Annotated in this window: 17 protein-coding genes; 6 read left to right on the forward strand and 11 right to left on the reverse strand. The window is 68.5% G+C overall.

Going from position 1 to position 20535, the window contains the following annotated elements:
• Positions 1–50: 50 nt before the first annotated feature.
• Positions 51–2372, reverse strand: a complete 2322-nt coding sequence (locus tag HNR24_RS08300) for a heavy metal translocating P-type ATPase (RefSeq protein ID WP_259392428.1) — start codon at positions 2370–2372, stop codon at positions 51–53.
• Positions 2369–2590, reverse strand: a complete 222-nt coding sequence (locus HNR24_RS08305; protein ID WP_058888227.1) for a heavy-metal-associated domain-containing protein — start codon at positions 2588–2590, stop codon at positions 2369–2371. The genes HNR24_RS08300 and HNR24_RS08305 overlap by 4 nt, the downstream gene beginning before the upstream one ends.
• A gap of 117 nt (positions 2591–2707) precedes the next feature.
• Between HNR24_RS08305 and HNR24_RS08310 the strand changes: the two genes are divergently transcribed.
• A complete protein-coding gene (locus HNR24_RS08310; protein WP_375139270.1) occupies positions 2708–3052 on the forward strand; it encodes a metal-sensitive transcriptional regulator in 345 nt (114 codons plus the stop codon).
• Between the two features lie 11 nt (positions 3053–3063).
• A complete protein-coding gene (locus HNR24_RS08315) occupies positions 3064–4023 on the forward strand; it encodes a DMT family transporter (RefSeq protein ID WP_058888226.1) in 960 nt (319 codons plus the stop codon).
• A gap of 45 nt (positions 4024–4068) precedes the next feature.
• On the opposite strand, the gene HNR24_RS08320 is transcribed toward HNR24_RS08315, so the two are convergent.
• Positions 4069–5484: a hypothetical protein gene (locus HNR24_RS08320; RefSeq protein ID WP_220477183.1), complete on the reverse strand. Its 1416-nt coding sequence runs from the start codon at positions 5482–5484 to the stop codon at positions 4069–4071.
• 177 nt (positions 5485–5661) lie between these two features.
• Between HNR24_RS08320 and HNR24_RS08325 the strand changes: the two genes are divergently transcribed.
• The 3 genes from HNR24_RS08325 (at position 5662) to HNR24_RS08335 (ending at position 8051) form a co-directional block, all read left to right on the forward strand.
• Positions 5662–6441, forward strand: coding sequence for a methyltransferase domain-containing protein (locus HNR24_RS08325; RefSeq protein ID WP_058888224.1), 780 nt, complete (start codon positions 5662–5664; stop codon positions 6439–6441).
• Positions 6442–6511: 70 nt separating this feature from the next.
• On the forward strand, positions 6512–7570 hold the full coding sequence (locus HNR24_RS14280) for a CPBP family intramembrane glutamic endopeptidase (protein ID WP_182495553.1): 1059 nt from the start codon (positions 6512–6514) through the stop codon (positions 7568–7570).
• Positions 7571–7721: 151 nt separating this feature from the next.
• Positions 7722–8051, forward strand: coding sequence for a winged helix-turn-helix domain-containing protein (locus tag HNR24_RS08335; protein WP_058888222.1), 330 nt, complete (start codon positions 7722–7724; stop codon positions 8049–8051).
• On the opposite strand, the gene HNR24_RS08340 is transcribed toward HNR24_RS08335, so the two are convergent.
• The 8 genes from HNR24_RS08340 to HNR24_RS08375 form a co-directional block, all read right to left on the reverse strand.
• Positions 8033–10078: a BCCT family transporter gene (locus HNR24_RS08340; protein ID WP_182495554.1), complete on the reverse strand. Its 2046-nt coding sequence runs from the start codon at positions 10076–10078 to the stop codon at positions 8033–8035. The genes HNR24_RS08335 and HNR24_RS08340 overlap by 19 nt on opposite strands.
• A 155-nt stretch (positions 10079–10233) precedes the next feature.
• A complete protein-coding gene (gene trmB / locus HNR24_RS08345; RefSeq protein ID WP_310735410.1) occupies positions 10234–11112 on the reverse strand; it encodes a tRNA (guanosine(46)-N7)-methyltransferase TrmB in 879 nt (292 codons plus the stop codon).
• A gap of 2 nt (positions 11113–11114) precedes the next feature.
• Positions 11115–13058 (reverse strand): penicillin-binding transpeptidase domain-containing protein, encoded by a 1944-nt coding sequence (locus HNR24_RS08350; protein ID WP_182495555.1) that lies wholly within the window; start codon positions 13056–13058, stop codon positions 11115–11117.
• Between the two features lie 71 nt (positions 13059–13129).
• Complete coding sequence (locus HNR24_RS08355; RefSeq protein WP_310735411.1) at positions 13130–13624, reverse strand: heat shock protein transcriptional repressor HspR; 495 nt, start codon at positions 13622–13624, stop codon at positions 13130–13132.
• Positions 13624–14616: a DnaJ C-terminal domain-containing protein gene (locus HNR24_RS08360; protein WP_058888218.1), complete on the reverse strand. Its 993-nt coding sequence runs from the start codon at positions 14614–14616 to the stop codon at positions 13624–13626. Before HNR24_RS08360 ends, HNR24_RS08355 begins: the two co-directional genes overlap by 1 nt.
• 31 nt (positions 14617–14647) lie before the next feature.
• Positions 14648–15466, reverse strand: coding sequence for a nucleotide exchange factor GrpE (locus HNR24_RS14050; protein ID WP_259392429.1), 819 nt, complete (start codon positions 15464–15466; stop codon positions 14648–14650).
• A gap of 13 nt (positions 15467–15479) precedes the next feature.
• Positions 15480–17336: a molecular chaperone DnaK gene (gene dnaK, locus HNR24_RS08370; RefSeq protein ID WP_182495556.1), complete on the reverse strand. Its 1857-nt coding sequence runs from the start codon at positions 17334–17336 to the stop codon at positions 15480–15482.
• Between the two features lie 175 nt (positions 17337–17511).
• Positions 17512–18990, reverse strand: coding sequence for an NAD-dependent succinate-semialdehyde dehydrogenase (locus tag HNR24_RS08375; protein WP_220477185.1), 1479 nt, complete (start codon positions 18988–18990; stop codon positions 17512–17514).
• 181 nt (positions 18991–19171) lie between these two features.
• Here HNR24_RS08375 and HNR24_RS08380 point away from each other — a divergent pair, with 181 nt between their 5' ends.
• Complete coding sequence (locus HNR24_RS08380; RefSeq protein WP_182495557.1) at positions 19172–20467, forward strand: aspartate aminotransferase family protein; 1296 nt, start codon at positions 19172–19174, stop codon at positions 20465–20467.
• The last annotated feature ends 68 nt before the right edge of the window (positions 20468–20535 follow it).

Here is a 20535-nt window from a genome sequence, read left to right on the forward strand (position 1 = left end):
TTAGACAGCTGGCCTGTGGGCCGACCGCCGTCGCCGGCCTTACCTGCTCCTCAGACGCCCTTGAAGCCGCGCAGCCGCAGACTGTTGCCGACCACAGAGAGTGAGGAGAAGACCATCGCCGCCCCGGCGAGCATCGGGTTGAGCAGGCCCAAGGCGGCCAGCGGAATGGCCGCGACGTTGTAGCCGAAGGCCCAGAACAGGTTGGACCTGATCACCCGCAGCGTCCGGCGCGAGAGCGCCAGCGAGTCCGCCACCGCACGCAGGTCACCGCGCATCACGGTGATCCCGGCGGCGTTGATGGCCACATCCGTGCCGGTGCCCATGGCGATCCCGAGGTCCGCCTGGGCGAGCGCGGCCGCGTCGTTGACCCCGTCGCCGACCATCGCCACCGTCCGGCCCTGCTGCTGCAGCGCGCGGATGGCCGCCACCTTGTCCTTCGGCAGCGCCTCGGCGATCACCTCCTCGATGCCCACCTCGGCAGCCACCCGATGCGCAGCCCCGGAGTTGTCCCCGGTCAGCAGCACGGTGGAAAGGCCCATGCCGCCAAGCCGCGCGATCGCCTCGGCCGAGGTCTCCTTCACCGCATCAGAGACGATCAGCACGCCGGCGAGCCCACCGTCCACGGCGACCAGCACCGGGGTGGAGCCCTGAGACTCGGCCTGTGCGAGCAGCCCGGCCAGATCATCCGGGACCTCGATCCCCTGCTGCCGCAGCAGCTCGCGACGACCCACCATCACAGTGTGCCCTGAGACGATCCCTGAGACCCCGTAGCCCTGATGGTTGCTGAAGTCGCTCACACCAGGCAGCTTCCCCGCGACCGATCCGAGGGTCTCGCGCGCCGCGTTGGTCACGGCACGGGCGATGGGGTGCTCAGAGGCGGACTCCAAGGCTCCGGCGAGACAGAGCAGCTCGTCGTCGCCGGCGTTGCGCAGCGACCAGCCGCGCGCCGAATGCATCGCGGCCAGCTTCATCGCACCGGTGGTCACGGTGCCGGTCTTGTCCAGGACCACGGTGTCGATCCCGCGGGATGCCTCGAGCACCTCGGGGCCGCGGATCAGGATCCCCAGCTGTGCGCCGCGGCCGGTGCCGACCAGCAGCGCGGTGGGGGTGGCCAGCCCGAGCGCGCAGGGGCAGGCGATGATCAGGACCGCCACCGCGGCGGTGAACGCAGACTCCGCCGAGGGGCCTAGGATGAGCCAGACCAGCAGGGTGACCAGCGCGATCACCAGCACGATCGGCACGAAGATTCCCGAGACGCGGTCCGCCATGCGTTGGACCTCAGCCTTGCCCGACTGCGCCTGCTCCACTAGGCGGGCCATCTGGGCCAGCTGCGTGTCCGCCCCCACCCGCGAGGCACGGACGACCAGCCGACCGGAGGAGTTCATCGTGGCCCCGGTGACGCTGTCCCCCTCAGCGACCTCCACCGGCACCGATTCCCCGGTCAGCATGGACATGTCCACCGCAGAGGCCCCGGTGACCACGGTGCCGTCGGTGGCGATCTTCTCCCCGGGGCGCACGATGAACTCGTCCCCGACGGCGAGCTCGCGGACCGGTATGAGCACCTCGGTGCCCTCGCGCAGCACCGCCACCTCCTTGGCTCCCATGTTCAGCAGCGAGCGCAGCGCCTGGCCCGCCTGAGACTTCGAGCGCTTCTCGAAGTACCTGCCCAGCAGCAGGAAGACGGTGACCGCGGCGGCCACCTCGAAGTAGATGTTGGTGGCCCCCATCGCGTGGGCGGCGCCGGAGGCCCAGGGCGGTTCGGCGAAGAACACAAAGTCATGGCGCAGCCGCGGGTCCCCGGCGGCGCCGAAGAGCATCGCGTAGAGCGAGAAGAGCAGGGCCGCGAGCGTGCCCAGCGAGATCAGCGTGTCCATGGTGGCCGCGCCGGCGCGTGCGTTCAGCACCGCGGCGCGGTGGAAGGGCCAGCCGGCCCAGAGCACCACTGGCAGTGTCAGCGCCAGCGAGACCCAGTTCCACCAGGGGAACTGCAGTGCGGGGATCATGGCCAACAGCACCACCGGCAGGGTGAGCACGGCGGAGATCAGCAGACGACGACGCAGCCCCGCCAGATCCCGGGCGGCCGGGCTCGCAGCGGATGGCTCCTCGGTGAGCGGCACCGGCTCCTGCGCGCGGTACCCGGTCTTCTCCACTGCTGCGATGAGCTCGGCGACGACAGCCTCGGAGTGATCCGCGACCTGCACCGCGGCCTTCTCGGTGGCGTAGTTCACGGTGGCCGAGACGCCGTCGAGCTTGTTCAGCCGGCGCTCGATCCGCTGGGCGCAGGCGGCGCAGGTCATCCCACCGATCTCGAGATCGATGTGCGCTGCGTGCGTGGTGCTCGCCAGTTCGGCGGGCGTCTCCGCGGCGCTCATGGCTGGCGCAGGGCGTCGTAGCCGGCCTCGTCCACGGCGGCGATCACGGCATCGTCGCGCAGCACCGGGTCCTCGCTGAGCGTGATCGCCAGCTCACCGCTCTGGGCACTGACCTCCACCCCGAGGACGCCGGGAAGCTGCTCCACCTCCGAACGGATCGCGCTCTCACAGTGGCCGCAGGACATTCCGGTGACGCTGTAACGGCGAGTCTCGGTCATGATGGGCTCCTCAGCGGTGCGGCGATGCGTATGAACACACCCAAATATACCCCCTAAGGGTATATTTGTGGAGCACGGCTCATATAGTGGTGGCCTTGGCCATCTGAGGAGGATCCCATGGACAGCGCAGCGCTCGAGCACTCGACCGGCACGCCGGAACCGACCTCGACCCAGGAGCAGCATCACGGGTACATGACGCAGAAGGACCGATACCTGGGGCGGCTGCGGCGGATCGAGGGGCAGGCCAGGGGAATCCACAGGATGGTGGAGGAGGACACCTACTGCATCGACATCCTCACCCAGATCAGCGCCACCACCTCGGCACTGGAGAACGTGGCGATGGCACTGCTGGAGGACCACCTGCGGCACTGCGTGGCCGACGCGGTCGCCGTCGGCGGCGATGAGGCTGAGGCGAAGCTGAAGGAGGCCACTGCGGCCATCCGTCGCCTCGTGAAGTCCTGAGCGCGCCGGTGATGACTCCAGCGCGCGGCGTCGTCCTGATGGTGCTGGGCACCCTGGCCCTGGCCGCCTCGGCGGCGATGATCTCCGCCATCGACGGCGAACCGCTCAGCGTGGCGGCCTGGCGCTGCCTGCTCGCGGTGCCGATGCTGCTGCCGCTGGCCGCCTGGGAGCTGCTGCGCAGATCCGGGCCGGCCCGAGTCCCGGCTCGCACCCTGATCGGAGCCGTGGTCGCCGGCGTCGCCCTCGGTGTGGACTACAGCTTCTACAACACCTCGATCACCATGATCGGACCCGGCATCGCCACGGTGCTGATCAACATCCAGGTCGTGATCCTGCCGCTGATCGCCTGGGCGCTGGAGGGCGTGCGCCCGATGCGCCAGCTGGCGCTGATCATCCCGCTGATGCTCGCCGGAGTCGCGCTGACCGCCGGGGCGCTGGACCTGGAGAACCTGCAGCTGGCCGGCGTGCTCGCCGGACTCGCAGCCGGCACCGGGTATGCGCTCTATCTGGCGATCATCCGACGCACCGCGCCGCGCGCGCCGCGCCGGCACAGGTCTGCGCCGTTCACCATCCTGAGCCTGGTCTGCCTCTCGGCCGGGGTGACGACGGCGCTGACCGCCGCCGGACTGGGCCGGCTCGAGGTGCCCCAGGGGCTCCAGGAGTGGGCTCCGATGCTCGCACTGGCCTTCGTGGGGCAGGTGCTCACCTACCTGTGTTTCAACATCGCGATGACCGCGATCTCCGAGACCGCCTCCAGCACGCTGATGCTGCTCTCGGCGGTGTTCGCCGTGGCGCTGGCCGCCGTGCTCTTCGCGGACATCCCCAGCGCCTGGCAGCTGGTGGGCTGCGCGATGATCATCGGGGGCGCCTGGTGGACCGCGGTGGCGGCACGCCGAAGGGCCGGAGGCGCAGTGCCTCCGACCCTTCCAGTGGACGACCCTGCGGGTCGCCGTTCACACTCTCCGCGCTGAACATCCAGCGCTGGTCACCCGGCGTGGGGACCAGCCGCGTGGGGATCAGTGATCGTGGTCTGAGTGATCGTCGTCGTGGTCACCCTCTTCATGTTCGCCCTCGTGCTCCTGCGCCCCAACAGCTGCCCGCCCATCGACGGCGGCGATCTCGTTCGGGGTGAAGTCCAGCTCGGCGGAGTTGATGATCTCCATGGAGCCGAGATCCACCATGTGCAGGGTCTGCGCATCAGGCTCGGTGATGTAGGCGATGTCGTCGACCACGCGGATGGCCGGGCGCGGCTCCTGCCACTCCTCGGGCTCGGTCCACTCCGCCAAGATCTCCAGCTGATCGGTGAGCTCGCCGGTCTCCGGATCGATCACGTGCAGCTGACCGTCCTCAGCAAGCACCAGTGCCTCCCCCTCAGGCCCGCGGGCCAGGGAGCGGAAGTTATACGCGGCCTCGAGGTCCACGGTGGAGATCTCTCCGCTTGCGGTATCCACCAGAGAGACCTGGGTCATCGGCTCCTCACCCTCGGAGTCGGTGTTGTAGTCGCCCAGGAAGATCGGGGAGTCCTCTGCCGGGAAGAGGTTGCCGATCCGGGCATACTCCTCCTCGGCCTGAATCTTGGTGAACTCGGTGCCGTCGAAGATCAGCACACCGTCCTCACATCCCACGGCCAGCATGCCTTCGGGCCCTGCAGCTTCACCGTGCACACCGGGGCATTCCTCGCTGCGGGCGACCTCTTCGCCGTCGGCGTCGAGCACCCGGGCCCCGTTGCGCTCGTCCTCGTTGCCGAGCGTCTCGAAGCGCCCACCGTCGGGGAAGACTGCCGCGACTCCGTGGTGCGCTTCCCCGGTCTCGGCGACCTCGGTCTCGAGCTGCTCCTCGGATCCCAGGTCGAGGTCTGCAAGCTCGGAGAGCTCATAGCTGTGGATCTCACCGTTGCCGTCGAAGAACAGCGTGCCGATGCCCTCGTGGGAGACCACGTGGCCCGGAGCGGGACCGTCCACGGTGAGGTCACTGACGTAGGGATCGGTGGTGTAGAAGTGATCGTGATCCCCATGCGGCTCGCCCCAGGTACCACCATCGATCAGCCGGAAGCTCTCACCTTCGGTGAGGAAGAAGTGTCGCCCATCCCCCGCAGGGTTGACCCGGACGAACCCCTCGGCCTCATCCTCGCTGAGCACTTCCAGAGTGGCCCCGTCGAGCACGGCGACTCCGCCGTCATAGGTGACCGCCAGACGGGGGCTGGGACCGCCGGCCTCATGGGTCTCGCGGTCTGAGGGTTCCACAGCCGCGGCGTCGGAGGTCGCCTGGTCCCCTCCGCCGTCGGCGCCCTCACCGCTCTCGGAGGTCGGGGTGGCGGAGGAGGCGGGCTCCTCCTCGGAGGCGTCCCCGTCGGCGGCGGAATCAGCACAGGAGACCAGCGCGAGCGCGGAGATCATGAAAACAGAGGGCAGCGTGAGATGTTTGGTGTTCATGCGAATCATTCTTAGTTAACTCGGCTTCAATTGCGAATCGTTCGCATTAAAGCGAGGCGGGGTGCTTGGTCGTCGCGCCGCAGGGGTGCCTACACCACCTTTGCTGCGGGGAGAACCTGGTGTCGGATTATGTCGAACCCCGGGCGGTGCCGGAATTCCTCGATTTAGACTCAGACCATGCCCAGCACCCAGTGGAACCCGGGCGCGTATCTGACCTACGCCTCCGAACGAACCCAGCCCTTCATCGACCTGCTCCAGCGCGTGCGCTCCCCCAAGGCGGATCGGATCGTGGACCTCGGATGTGGCCCTGGCAACGGAATGCCGGTGCTGCGCGGGATGTGGCCCACGGCATGGATCACCGGCATCGACTCCTCTGCCGAGATGCTCCAGCGGGCCGACGCGGCCACCGACGACGAGCGCATCTCCTACGCGCAGGCCGACATTCGGGACCTGCATCTGAAGGAGAAGGCGGATCTGATCGTCTCCAACGCGGCGCTGCAGTGGATCCCCGAGCACCGTGAGCTGCTTCCGAGCATCATGGAGAACGTGGCCCCCGGCGGTGCGCTGGCCGTGCAGGTCCCGGGCAACTTCGGCGCCCCGAGCCACCGGCTGCTCGCCGAGTTCGCCGCCGCGCCCCGCTACGCGGCTCATTTCGACCCCGACTCCCTGCTCCAGCCCACCTCCGAGCTTCACGAGTACATGCTCGACGTCTCGCTGCCCGGTTGGGAGGTCGAGGCCTGGGAGACCCGCTACCATCACGTGCTGCACGGCGAGGACCCGGTCTTCGACTGGATCTCCGCCGCGGCGGCCCGGCCGGTGCTCCAGGCGCTGCCGGCGGATCTTCGGGAGGAGTTCACCGCGGAGTACAAGGCCGCGCTGCGCGAGGCCTACCCGGCAACCCGGATCGGCACCATCCTGCCGTTCCGGCGGCTCTTCTTCATCGCACGCCGGTCCTGAGCCGGGCTCGGCTGCGCGGCACGCGGGGCCCGCAGGCCGAACCGGGAGCCGGAGCCGGTAGGGTCATCGCGTGACTGTTCCCTCTCCTGTCTCGACGACGACGACGCCGCGCACACCTCTGATCGTCCTCAGCAGCTTCGTGCTGGTGGCGCTGACACTGGGCTGGCTGATCGGCCTGCCCCTGGTGCTGATGAGCCCCGAGGAGCGCAGCGCCGCACCGCTGGATCTCTACTACAACCTGTTCATGCTCACCCCGGCAGTGGCCGCGCTGGCCGCGTACCTGCTGGAGCGCCGTCAGCCGCTGAATGTGCTCTATGGCCACCGCGCCGAAGCGGCTGCCCGGGACCAGCAGCCGGACCAGCAGAAGGAACTGCAGGAAGTACAGCAACAGGCGCAGCCCGCCCGGACGCTGAAGCCGCAGAGCGTGACCGATGCCCTGGGCATCACGCCGCTGCGTCCGGTGCGCCGGCTGCTGAGCTGGTCGGTGCTCGGACTGCTGCTCTTCTTCGCCTTCAGCCTCGCCGCGCTGCCGCTTGGCGGGGCTCTGGGCGTCTACCCCTTCGACCCGTCGATGCCGCTCTTCGTCCAGGATCTGAGTTCGCGGCTGGGTCGCGACGCCACCGAGTTCATCGCCACCGGCGTGCTGGTGGAGGTCGGAGTGATCTTCACCGCCTCGGTGCTCGGGGTGTTCCTGCACGCCGGGATCGAGATGGGCTGGCGCGGCTACCTCTTCCCCAGGCTGGCGCTGCGCTGGGGACCGCGCGCCGCCGTCGTGGTGACCGGGGTGATCTCAGGGATCTGGTACGCCCCGCTGCTCGCCGCCGGGTTCTTCTATGACCAGACTCCGGTGTTCCAGGCGCTGGCGCTGATGCTGGGCTTCTCGATCATCATCGGAGGCGTGCTGGCCTGGCTGCGGATGCAGTCCGGGTCGATCTGGCCCGCGGCCTTCGCACAGTCGATGATCTCCGCGGCCGCGATCCTGCACTTCTGGTTCGCCGAGGCGGGGCAGATGGTGGATCTGCGCCAGGCCACGCTGCAGGGAGTCTCCGGGTGGATCCTGCCCGGGCTGCTGCTGGTGGGCCTGATGATCTTCGCTCGTCGCGCCTTCGGAGAGGTCACCGATCGGTGAAGAACCGCACAGCGGTGCTTGAGAGCCGCAGTGAAGTCCCGGACACATCAGCGTCACACTGCCGACAAAGCGGAGAAACGCCCTCGCTCTAGCCTGAGTCCAGACAGCCCAGCAGCTGTCTGGACTCAGGCTAGAGCGGGGAGGCACGGTGATGACGATTCCGGCACGGCCGCCGGCGGAAGCGGACTCTGCCCTGCGCCTGCACACCAGCTCCGGGGAGATCCAGGTCAGCGGTGACACCCTGCACCTGCCGCCTCCGAACACCGCGCCGGTCCAGCTGGCACCGGGGCCGCTCGCGGTGATGCGAGCGCTGATGAAGGCTCAGGGTGCGGTGCTCTCCAGGGAGCACCTGTTGGCGATGCTGCCGCACTGCGGCTCAGAACACGCCCTGGAGATGTGGGTCTCCCGACTGCGCCAGGCGCTGCCTGACCCCTCGATGGTCAAGACCGTGGTCAAGCGCGGTTACCGACTGGTGGTCTGACCCGTCTCAGGATCGGGCCCGCGGCCCGGCCTGTCACCCGGCCGCGCGCTGCCGTTCTCCGCGCCACCGGTCGCGCTGCCGTTCTCTGCGACCACGGTGCCGATCTCTCCGGTCTCGGGGTCCCAACCGTCGGCCCATTCCCCGGTGGCGAAGTCATAGCCCACCGGGGTTCCGTCCTCATCGGTGCGCTGGTACCACTCGGTGTAGTCATCGTGCTCGGAGTCCACCTCGGCCCCGGCGCCCTCACCGGGGTGGGTGGGAACCACCTCGATGGCGAAGTCGTCGCCGTAGCGCTGGACGCCGTCGAGCACGGCGTTGCTCATGGCGAGATCGGCGTACCTCTCCCGCAGCGCGTGCGGGTCGGTGGCAAGTTCACGTGACCAGGCGATCATGATCATGATCAGCACCAGGGCGAAGGGCAGCGCGGTGACGATCACCAGCGACTGCAGGCCCTCCAGCGCGATCCCATCGCCGAGCAGCAGCATCACCGTAGCCACACCGGCCATGACCAGCCCCCAGAAGACCACGACGATCTTGTTCGGGTCCTGGTCCCCGCGGGTGGTCAGGATGCCCATCACCACGGAGGCGGAGTCCGCTGAGGTGATGAAGAAGATCGAGAGGATCAGCACGACGACGATCGGCAGCCACTGCAGGAAGGGCAGCGCATCGATCACCGCGAAGAGCACCTCCGGGGCACTCAGATCCGGGCTGACATCGCCCTGGCCCTCGCGGGAGAGCCACATCGAGGTTCCGCCCATGACTCCATAGGCCACGAAGAGCAGCGAGGAGGGGACCAGGATGACGCCCAGGATGAACTGCCGGATGGTGCGGCCGCGGGAGACCCGGGCGATGAAGATGCCCACGAAGGGCGACCAGGAGATCCACCAGGCCCAGTAATAGACCGTCCACGTCGACTGGAAGTCCAGGGTGTCCTGACCCCAGGAGGCGGAGCGGCCCATCATCTCGAACATCGTCCCGAAGTACTCCATCAGCGAGGACGGCAGCAGGTTCAGCAGGAACAGCGTGGGTCCGGCGAAGAAGAACAGTGCGATGACACCGATGGTGAGCACGATGTTCAGGCTCGAGAGGTAGCGGATCCCGCGCGAGATCCCGGAGACCGCGGAGACCACGAAGCAGGCGCTCAGCACGGCGATGATGCCGATCATCATGGCGTTGGTCAGCTCCGAGGCTCCGGAGACGATCACCACTCCCTGCCCGATCTGCATCACGGCGATGCCCAGCGCCGCGGCGGTGCCGAAGAGCGTGGCGATGATGGCGAACATGTCGATCATCTGACCGGCGAAGCCCTCGGAGTGCTTCTTGCCGAAGAGCTTCTCGAAGATCGCTGACATCAGCGGGACCCGGCCGCGGCGATACGCGGCGTAGGCCACTGCGCCGCCGACCAGGGCATAGATGCCCCAGGCGTGCAGCCCCCAGTGGAAGTAGGTCTGGGCCATGGCGCTGTGCAGCGCCTGCTCCGACTCCGGCGCATGATCCAGCGGCGCTGGCACATTGTGGAAGTAGGTCAGCGGCTCGGCGGGGCCCCAGAAGAGCACCCCGATGCCGATGCCCGCGGCGAAGAGCATCGCGATCCAGGCGAAGGTGGAGTACTCCGGCTCCTCCCCGTCCTTGCCCAGCGGGATCTTGCCATAGCGGGTGAAGGCCAGGATCAGCAGGAAGACCAGGACCACGATGGCCAGCGCGTTGAACAGCCAGCCAGCGTGCTCCATGGTCCAGTCGTAGGCCCTGCCGGAGACGGTCCCGACGTTCTCCGGGCTGGTGATCCCCCAGATCACGAAGGCCACGGTGAGCACACCGGTGATCGCGAAGATCAGCCAGTCGATGCTGTAGCGCCTGCGCTGCTCATCGATGCCGATCCCGGGCACCAGCGCGGGGTGGATGTCATGCGGGTAGCTCGACCGGGACATCGGGTTCAGCTGGCCCAGCGCCTGACCGGCCTGGCGCGAGACCCGTCGGGTCTCGGCACCGAGCCGCTGGCTGCGGGTGCGTGGCTCTTCTTCGGACATCGGTGATGTACCTCTATCTTTGTCGCTCTTCCGACTCCGACGCCGGAAGATCTGTACAGGTGCGAGTCAGGGCTGTGCGTCAGTGGTGCAAGTCAGTGGTCAGCGTCAGTGGTGCGTCCCTCGGCGCACGCGTGGCGCTCGTCTTCGGCGGCGAGCTACGGCTCCCGGATATAGGTGAGGTCAAAGATCCTGCGCCCGACGGCGAGCGCCTTGGTCTCGAAGTCGGTCTGGGTGCGGCCGGAGAACCGGGGCGCCCAGCCGCCGTCGTCGTCAAGGGCCTCCTCGAGCGGCAGCGGCGCCGGCTGCCTGCCCATCGAGATCGCGTCCAGATCATGCAGACGGACCTGGGTGAGCGGGGAATCCGCTCCGGCGCGCTCCCCCGCGTGGGGATTCTTGAACTGCGGGGAGGCCCCGATCAGGGCTCGCATCTGCTCGGCATAGCCGGACCAGTCGGTGGCCAGGCGCCAGACTCCGCCTGGGGGCAGGACGCGGGCGAGGCGAGCGATGAAGTCCTCGTCGACGAGTCGGCGCTTGTTGTGCTTCTTCTTGTGCCAGGGGTCGGGGAAGAAGATCCAGACCTCGGCGAGCTGGCCGGGGGCGAAGAGCCGGTCCAGGACTTCAGGAGCGTTGGCCACGGCCACCCGGACGTTGCTCAGCCCTTCGCGGCGGATCCGGCTCACCAGCTGGGCGGCGCCGGGCTTATAGACCTCGATGGCCAGGAAGTCGGTGTCAGGGTTCTCGGCGGCGGCATGGGCCACGGCCTCCCCGGAACCGGACCCGATCTCTACGATGATCGGTGCGGTGCGGCCGAACTCTGCGGCCCAGTCGATCCGGAAACCCTCGGCCACGGAGGTGTCTCGCTGCCCGTGGGGTATGTCCAGGAGCTCGTTACCCAGAGCTGCATCCCAGGTCCGCTGGTAGCTGGGCTTGAGCCGATTGCTGCGCCGCACAAAGGAGAGCGGGCGGCGCATCGGCGGCGAGACCGTCTCGGAGTCGGAGGGATCAGGCTGGGCGGTCTCGGGCTGGGAAGTCACCGCTACAGGATAGCGGAGGCCCCCTCTAGGAACTCCTGGAGCAGCGGCCCGTTGGTGGAGCCGCCGAACTCGCCCTCCTGCAGGAAGATCGCCACTGCGAGGTCTCCCTGCATGGCGATCACCCAGGTATGGGCGTAGGAGTCGTCACCCTCTCCGGCCTCTGCGGTGCCGGTCTTGGCGTAGACCGGTTCGCCGGGAACCTCCACCAGGGACTCCAGTGAACCGAAGTTCACGGTGTCGGTCATCAGCGTGCGCAGGTCCTCAGCCTCTTCCTCGCTGAGGCCGCTGGCCTGCGACTCTGACTCATCCGAGGGCACCACCAGGTGCGGTGAGACGGTGCCTCCGGCCGCGATCGAGGCGGCCACGGTGGCCATGCCCAGCGTGGAGGCCTCCACCACGCCCTGGCCGAAGAGGTTGGAGGCATGCAGGTTCAGCTCGGAGTCCTGCGGCACGGATCCCATCCGGGCAGGCACCCCGAGGTTGGTCTCCTCGGTGATCCCGAGGTCCACCGCCGCCTGGTGGACCTCCTCGGAGGTCACATCGTCGTAGGCGTCGGCGAAGACGGTGTTGCAGGAGACGGCGACGGCGTCGCGGAACGGAATCTCGCCGAGGTACTCGGAGGGGAAGCCGGTGTAGTTGCCGAAGGACTGTCCGTGCACAGTGGTCTGGTTCGAGCAGGTCACGGTGGAGTCTGGGGTGAGCCCGTCGCGCAGCATCGCCAGCGAGGAGACCACCTTGAAGGTGGACCCGGGCGCATAGCTGGACTGGGTGGCGATCTCCACGAAGCCCTCCTGAGGGTCGTGGCTGGCGGCGGCAAGGACCCCGCCGTCGGAGGGTCGGATCGCGACGACGGCGCCAGCGGTGTCCTGATCCTCGACGATGTCCTGCGCCAGGTTCTGCAGCCGAGGGACCATGGTGGTCTCCACGTCTCCCCCGTCGGCGGCCTCCACCGAGTACAGGGTCTCCCCGTCCTTCTGGATCGCCAGGCCCGGAGCCCCGCGCAGGGTCTCCTCGTAGGAGGCCTGGATCCCGGAGGTGCCGATGGTGTCCCCGACGCTCAGGCCGGGGTCCGCCTCCAGCGCCTCAGCGGTCACCGGTCCCACCCGGCCCAGCAGCAGAGGGGCAAAGTCGCGCGAGTCGGCCAGGGACATCTGATCGTCGATGGCCAGCGCGCCCGGGATCGCGTCGACGTCGTCGGCGGTGACCTCGTCCTCGGAGCGGCGCAGCGTGATGGCCTCCACGAAGGCCAGCTCACCGCCGCCGAGCACGCTCTGAACGTAGGGATCCACAGAGATCCCGACCAGCTCGGCGAGCGCCTCTGCGGAGGAGCGCAGCGTGTCCTCATCGGCGGGTTCACCGTCCTGGGCGAGCTGAGACTTGTCGATCCCCAGCCGGACGACGTCACGGTTATAGACCATCGCCCGTCCGTCGTCGTCCATGATCCGGCCGCGGTCCGCTGCGGTGGTGGCCAGGGCGATCGACTCGCCACCGGTGTAGTCCGGCAGGACGATCGCAGGCTCCGCCTCCACTGCCCAGGTCTCGGTCTCTTCGTCATAGACCAGCTGGGCGGAGGTCTCATAGGTCCAGGCCTCGCCGTCGACGCCGAGCTCTTCGAGGTCCCAGCTGTGCTGCAGCGGCACGGTGGCGGTGACCGGGCGCGGTGAGTCCTCGGGCGGCTCGTCGAGCACGATCTCCCCGACCTCGACGTCCGGGGCGAGGTCTTCGAGGGGCGCATGCAGGTTCTCCACGGCGGCCGCCATGGTCTCGGGATCTCCGGATTCGAAGCTCAGCGCGGAGAAGTCCCCGCTGGAGACCGCGGAGGCCAGCGCGCCGGCGGCCTCCTCCACGGTCTCGGAGGGGTCGGCGCTGCAGCTGGTGAGCAGCATCAGGGCTGCGGCTGACACCACGCCGGGGAGGATCAGCCGGGAGCGTGCGGAGTCAGACATGGTCTCAGTATCGCGGTCCCTCGCGCCCGTCACAGGCAGGACTCGCGGGGCGCGGGCAAAGGGGCCCCAGGTCAGCGCCGTCGCGGGGCCGGTTCCCAGAGGACCAGCGCCTGCGTGTTGGCGCGGGCTCGACGGCCACGGTCCACGGTGACAACGTCCCCGTGCGGGCCCACCGCGAAGAATCGCGGCTTGGTGGAGTGACGCTGGGATTCCCGCAGCTCCTGGCGCAGCGCGTCCACGGTCTCCTCGAGCACCTCGACCCGGTTCTGCAGCTGCAGGATCCGGCGGATGCCTTCCAGCGAGACTCCCTCCTGGGAGAACTGCTGGATCTGGCGCAGCTGCTCGATGTTATACGGCGAGTAGCGGCGGTGCCGTCCACCCTGGCGCCGCGGGGTGACCAGACCGATCCGGTCATACTGCCGCAGCGTCTGTGGGTGCATCTCGGTGAGTTCGGCGGCCACGGAGATCACGAACATCGGGGCATGCCGATGTTCGGGCTCCAGGAGCCGCGCGTCGAGGACCCGCGGGCCCGTCGTGCGGGGTTCCCTGCTCCGGGGTTCCACCATCACAGCACCGCCTTCGCCTCGAGGCCTTTCCGGGGATCCAGCCCCTTGGTGGCCTCCGCATAGGCCTTCACGGCTTCCACCGCGTCGGCCGAGAGGTCCTTGGGAACCTGCACCTGGACCGTGACCAGCATGTCGCCGGCGATCTCCTTGCCCTTCTCCTTCCGGCGCACGCCGTGACCCTTGAGCCGCAGCACGCGTCCGGAGGTCACTCCGGCGGGGATCTTGATGTTGACCTTCTCACCGTGGACCGTCGGGACCTGCACCGTGGTGCCCAGGGCCGCCTCGTCGAAGGCGACCGGAAGGTGGATCCGGATGTCATCGCCTTCACGCTCGAAGAACTGGTGACCCGAGACGACGACCTCGACCAGGAGGTCTCCGGCTCCACCGGAGCCTCGCTGGCCCTTGCCCTTCACGCGAACCTTCTGTCCGGTGCGGATCCCCGCGGGGATCCGGACGTCGATGACCCCGCCGTCGGGCTCACGCAGCCCCACGGTGGTTCCGCGCATGGCCCCGCCGAAGGAGATCGTGGTCCGCGCGGTGCGGTCCGCGCCCTTGGCGGCGGCTCCCCCGCCGAATCGGCCGGAGCCGCCGAACCCGCCGGCTCCTCCGAAGAGGTCCGAGAGGTCGGGTCCGCCGCTGCCGCCGCGACCGAAGCCGCCGCGTGCGCCGCCGGAGCCGCCGTTGAAGAGGTTGCCGAAGAGGTCTTCGAATCCGCCGCCCCCGCCGGGGCCCGGGCCGCCCGAGAATCGGGCGCCCGAGCCCATGGCGCGCACGGCGTCGTACTGCTCGCGCTGTTCCTTGTCCGCGAGCACCGAATGGGCCTCGGCGACGTCCTTGAACTTCTGCTCGGCGGCATCATCCCCTGGGTTCTTATCGGGGTGGTGCTTCCGGGCGAGTTTTCGGTACGCCTTCTTGATGTCCTCCTCGGAGGCATCGCGGGAGACGCCAAGGATGGCGTAGAAATCTTTATCGATCCAGTCCTGTGAGGCCATGGCGCCTCCCTCCTTTCTGCTGCTCTGCGGATCAGCCCTGGTCGGGGCCGGAGGAGACTATCACCTGGGCCGCCCGGAGCAGGCGGTCACCGTGGCGATAGCCGGCGCGCAGCACGATGGCCACGTGGTCGGCGGGGATCTCCTCGTGGGGCTGGGTCATGATGGCCTCGTGCTGGTTGGGATCGAAGGCTTCCCCGATCTCTCCCACCACTTCAAGGCCCTGGCTCTGCAGCACCGACTCCAGGCGGGTCGCGATGTGCGCGAAGGGCCCCTCCTGCAGGTCTCCGGCCTGGCGGGCCGAGGAGATGTCATCGAGCACCGGCATCAGCTCGGTGATCAGCTGACCCTTGGTGCGATCACGTTCGGTGGCCCGGTCACGCTCCACCCGACGCCGGTAGTTGATGTACTCGGCCTGGAGTCGCTGCAGGTCAGCCTGCAGCTCAGCCTCGCGCACCCCTTCCTGAGCGGGAGCATCCTCGCGGATGCTGTCCTCGGCCAGGATGGCCTCGGGGTCCATCGCCATGGCGGCCTCGGCGATCGTCTCCTCCTCCGTGCCGCGGAGGAAGTCGTCGGCCGCCTGGATCCGCTCCTGCGGCTCGGTCTCGGTGCCACCGGTGATCCCGTCCTCCGCGGAGACCTCGGTGAGCTCGGGCTCCTCCTCGGTGACGGGGTCCCCGGCCGCGCCGTAGCTCTCGGACTGTCCCTGGGCACCGAGGGTCTCGGTGTCCTGGGCGTCCTCCACCGGGAGGTCCTGCAGGATCTTCTCGGCCTGGGCCAAGGGATCCTGCACCGGGTCCTGATCCTCGGGCTCTTCGCCGCTGGGAACCTCAGGGTTCTTGTGATCTGCCATGTGTGCGGCCCCCTTACTTCTTCTCGGCTTCGTCCTCTTCATCGACGACCTCTGCGTCGACGATGTCCTCATCCTCGTTCTGCGCCGGCTCGCCGGTGCCGTCGGCGGAGGCCTCGGGAGCCTGCGAGTAGAGCGCCTCACCGATCTTGACCTGGGAGGCCTGCAGCTTCTCGTAGGCGGCGTTGACCTCGGACTCGTTGTCCTGACCCTCGAGTGCCTTCTTGAGCTCGTCGACGTCGGCCTGGACCTCGGTCTTGACCTCCTCGGGCAGCTTGTCGCCGTTGTCCTTGAGCAGCTTGTCCACGGAGTAGGCCGTGGACTCGGCGGCGTTGCGCTTCTCGGCAGCCTCGCGGCGGGCCTTGTCCTCCTCGGCGTGGGCCTCGGCGTCGGCGACCATGCGCTCGATGTCTTCCTTCTCCAGCGAGGTGCCGCCGGTGATGGTCATCGACTGCTCGGTCCCGGTGCCCTTGTCCTTGGCGGAGACGTGGACGATGCCGTTGGCGTCGATGTCGAAGGTGACCTCGACCTGGGGGACCCCGCGCGGCGCCGGTGCGATGCCGGTCAGCTCGAAGGTGCCCAGCGCCTTGTTGTCCCGGGTGAACTCGCGCTCGCCCTGGAAGACCTGGACCGCCACCGAGGGCTGGTTGTCCTCAGCGGTGGAGAAGACCTCGGAGCGCTTGGACGGGATGGCCGTGTTGCGCTCGATCAGCTTGGTCATCACACCGCCCTTGGTCTCGATGCCCAGGGACAGCGGGGTGACGTCGATGAGCAGCACGTCCTTGCGCTCACCGGCGAGCACACCGGCCTGCAGAGCTGCGCCGACGGCGACGACCTCGTCCGGGTTCACGCCCTTATTGGCGTCCTTGCCGGCGAGCTGCTTGACCAGCTCGGCCACGGCGGGCATCCGGGTGGAGCCGCCGACGAGGATCACGTGGTCGATCTCAGCGATCTTGACCCCGGCTTCCTTGATGACGTCGTTGAACGGCTTCTTGGTGCGGTCCAGCAGATCCGAGGTCATGTCCTCGAACTTCGCCCGGGACAGGGTCTCGTTCACGTGGACCGGGACGCCGTCGTTCTGGGTGGCGTAGGGGATGTTGATGTTGGCGCTGGAGGTCGAGGAGAGCTCCTTCTTGGCGCGCTCGGCCTCTTCCTTCAGGCGCGGCACGGCGATCTTGTCCTTGGAGAGGTCCACGCCCTCCTTGGACTTCACCTGTGCGACCAGCCAGTCCATGATCCGCTGATCCCAGTCGTCGCCGCCGAGGCGGTTGTCACCGGAGGTGGAGCGGACCTGGATGGTGGAGAAGTCGTCCTCATCCTTGCCGACCTCGAGCAGGGAGACGTCGAAGGTGCCGCCGCCCAGGTCGAAGACCAGGATGAGCTCGTCCTCCTTGCCCTTGTCCAGGCCGTAGGCCAGCGCCGCGGCGGTGGGCTCGTTGACGATCCGGGAGACCTTCAGGCCAGCGATCTCGCCGGCTTCCTTGGTGGCCTGGCGCTCGGCGTCGTTGAAGTATGCCGGCACGGTGATGACAGCCTCGGTGACGTCCTCGCCCAGGTAGGACTCGGCGTCGTGCTTGAGCTTCATCAGGGTGCGGGCGGAGATCTCCTGGGCGGTGTACTTCTTGCCGTCGATCTCGGTGGACCAGTCGGTGCCCATGTGGCGCTTGACCGAGGCGATGGTGCGGTCCGGGTTGGAGACTGCCTGGCGGCGGGCCACCTCGCCGACGAGGACCTCGCCGGACTTGGAGAAGCCGACGACGGAGGGAGTGGTGCGGGCACCCTCGGCGTTGGCGATGACGGTGGGCTCGCCACCTTCAAGGACGGTCACGACAGAGTTCGTGGTGCCGAGGTCGATACCTACTGAGCGGGACATGCGATCTCCTTCTCGAGAGCGGTGTTGAGTGAACTGCGCTCAAGTCTTGTACTCGCTCGACGTGGTGTCAAACTGACCTGAGTGCAGGTGACTCAACTTTCTACTCCCGGTCCAACCGCGGCTCTGCGGATTCCATTCCCTTCAGCCCGCAGGCCGCGGCTGGGTGAGATCGAGTTCACATGGCGATGCCGATGTACTTGGTCTCCAGGAACTCCTCGATGCCGGTGTCCCCGCCCTCGCGGCCCAGCCCGGATTCCTTGATCCCACCGAAGGGGGCGGCCGGGTTGGAGACCGCACCCTGGTTCAGCCCCACCATGCCGGACTCCACGGCCTCGGCGACCCGGATGCCGCGACGCAGATTCTCGGTATAGACGTAGTTGACCAGGCCGTATTCAGTGGCGTTGATCCATTCGATGACCTCCTCCTCGGTGTCGAAGGGGGTCAGCGGGGCGACGGGCCCGAAGATCTCCTCCTGACGCATCCGAGCATTGGAGGGGATGTCGGTGAGCACGGTGGGCGGGTAGAAGTAGCCCTCGCGGTCCACCGGCGCACCGCCGAGCAGGACCTTCGCGCCGCCGTCCACCGCGTCGGTGACCAGCTCATCGACCTTGGCCAGCTGCTTCGCGTCGACCAGCGGCCCGACGCGCACGCCGTCCTGAACTCCGCGGCCCAGGGGCAGCTGCTCCATCTCCGCGGCGAGCTTGGCCGCGAACTCATCGATCACGCTGCGGTGGACGAAGATCCGGTTGGCAGCCGTGCAGGCCTCGCCGGTGTTGCGCATCTTCGCCAGCAGCGCACCAGCCACGGCGGCGTCGATGTCGGCATCCTCGAAGACCACGAACCCGGCGTTGCCGCCGAGCTCCATGGAGGTCCGCAGCACCCGCTCGGAGGCCTGCTCCAGCAGCTTGCGGCCGACCCCGGTGGACCCGGTGAAGGAGAGCTTGCGCGCGATCCCGGAGCGGATCAGCGGCTCCATCACCTTGCCTGCGGTGGAGGTGACCAGGATGTTCACCGCGCCGGCGGGCAGTCCCGCCTCATGCAGGATCTCCGCCAGGGCCAGCATGGAGAGCGGGGTCAGCTCGGCGGGCTTGAGCACCGAGGTGCAGCCCGCGGCGATGGCCGGGCCGAGCTTCCGGGTGCCCATGGCCAGCGGGAAGTTCCACGGGGTGATCAGGATCGTGGGGCCCACCGGCTGCTTGGCCACCAGGAAGCGGGCACCTCCGGCGGGCGCGGTCTGGTAGCTGCCGCTGATCCGGGTGGCCTCCTCGGCGAAGTGCCGGAAGAACTCCGCGGCATAGGTGACCTCGCCATAGGAATCCGCCAGCGGCTTGCCCATCTCCAGGGTCATCAGCAGTGCGAGGTCGTCCTTGCGCTCATGCATCAGCTCGAAGGCGCGCATCAGGATGTTCGCCCGCTCCCGCGGGGGCATGGCGGCGAGCCCGGGCTGCGCGGCCTCGGCGGCCTTCAGCGCGTTCCAGCCATCGCGCTCGGAGGCGTCGGCCACGGTGCAGAGCAGCCTGCCGGTGGAGGGATCGTGGACCTCCAGGGTGGCTCCGCCCTCGGCGTCCACCCATTCCCCGTTGATGTAGAGGCGCTTGGGCGTCGCCTGGATCAGGCTGGATTCGCGCTCTGCGGTGATGCTCTGCTCTGCCATGGGTCCTCCTTGAGAGGGTGCGATGGACGTGACGTGGGCCTTCGAGGGCCAGCCTACGCCGGTCATGCGGCCGCCGTCGCTGGGTGCTGAGGGAGTCCCGGGTGTGGTTCTGGCCTTGCGCCGCGATGACAGCTAACCTGGAGCGCAAGAAGATTGTCAACAATCCGAAAGGTGTATCTCGATGGCGACGCTGTCTCCCCAGCTGAAGCAGGCGACCCCCGTGGTGGCGACCCGAGGAGAGGGCGTGTGGCTCTATGACGAGGCGGGCCAGCCGCATCTGGACTTCACCGCCGGCATCGGGGTCACCAGCACCGGCCACTGCCACCCACATGTGGTCGCAGCTGCCCAGGCCCAGGTGGGCAGCCTGATCCACGGCCAATACACCACGATCATGCACCAGCCGCTGTTGGCGCTCACCGAGCGGCTCTCCGAGGTGCTGCCGGCGGGCCTGGACTCGGTCTTCTTCTCCAACTCCGGCTCCGAGGCCGCGGAGGCCGCGCTGCGCCTGGCGCGGCAGGCCACCGGGCGCCCGAACATCGTGGTCTTCCAAGGCGGTTTCCATGGCCGCACAGTGGCGGCGGCGTCGATGACCACCTCCGGCACCAAGTTCCGGGCCGGGTTCAGCCCGTTGATGTCAGGCGTGGTGGTCGCGCCGTTCCCCAATCGGAGCCACTATCGCGACTACGGCTGGGACGCGGAGCAGGCCACCGACTTCGCGCTCAAGGAGCTGGACCTGCTGCTGCAGACCCAGTCCAACCCGGCGGACACCGCGGCGTTCCTGGTGGAGCCGGTGCTCGGCGAGGGCGGGTACGTCCCGGGCAATGAGCGCTTCTTCGCCGGGCTGCGCGAGCGCGCGGACCGGCACGGGATCCTGGTGATCATCGACGAGGTCCAGACCGGCTTCGGGCGCACCGGAAAATTCTGGGGCCATGACCACTTCGTCTCCGGGGGCGCTCCACGACTGCCCGACATCATGATGTTCGCCAAGGGGATCGCCTCCGGGTTCCCGATCTCCGGGATCGCTGCCTCCGCCGAGCTGATGGCCAAGGCATGGCCGGGGTCCCAGGGCGGGACCTACGGCGCGAACGCGGTGGCCTGCGCCGCGGCGGTGGCCACCCTGGAGGTGATCGCCCAAGAGGGGCTCGTGGAGAACAGCGCGGAGCGCGGCGAGCAGCTGCGCGCCGGGCTGCGCGAGGTCGCCGCGCAGGCCAACGCCCGCGCCGGTGCGCAGCGCATCGCCGAGGTGCGCGGCCTGGGTCTGATGGTGGGCAACGAGTTCCGCGACGCCCACGGAGCGCCGGACCCGGCCACCGCCACCGCGGTGCAGCAGGAGGCTGCCCGTCGCGGGCTGCTGCTGCTGATCTGCGGCTCCTGGGGTGAGGTGGTCCGGTTCATCCCGGCGCTGGTGGTCTCGGAGTCCGAGGTGGACCAGGCGGTCGCGATGTGGTCCGAGGCGGTGGCCGCCGTCCTCGCCTGAGCGGCGGGCCGACGGTCGACGCCGGGCCGGTGCGTCAGCCGGCAGGCCGGCGCATCCGGCAGGCGGCC

The organism is Nesterenkonia sandarakina (assembly GCF_014138825.1).
In the GTDB taxonomy this organism is placed as follows: Bacteria; Actinomycetota; Actinomycetes; order Actinomycetales; family Micrococcaceae; genus Nesterenkonia; species Nesterenkonia sandarakina.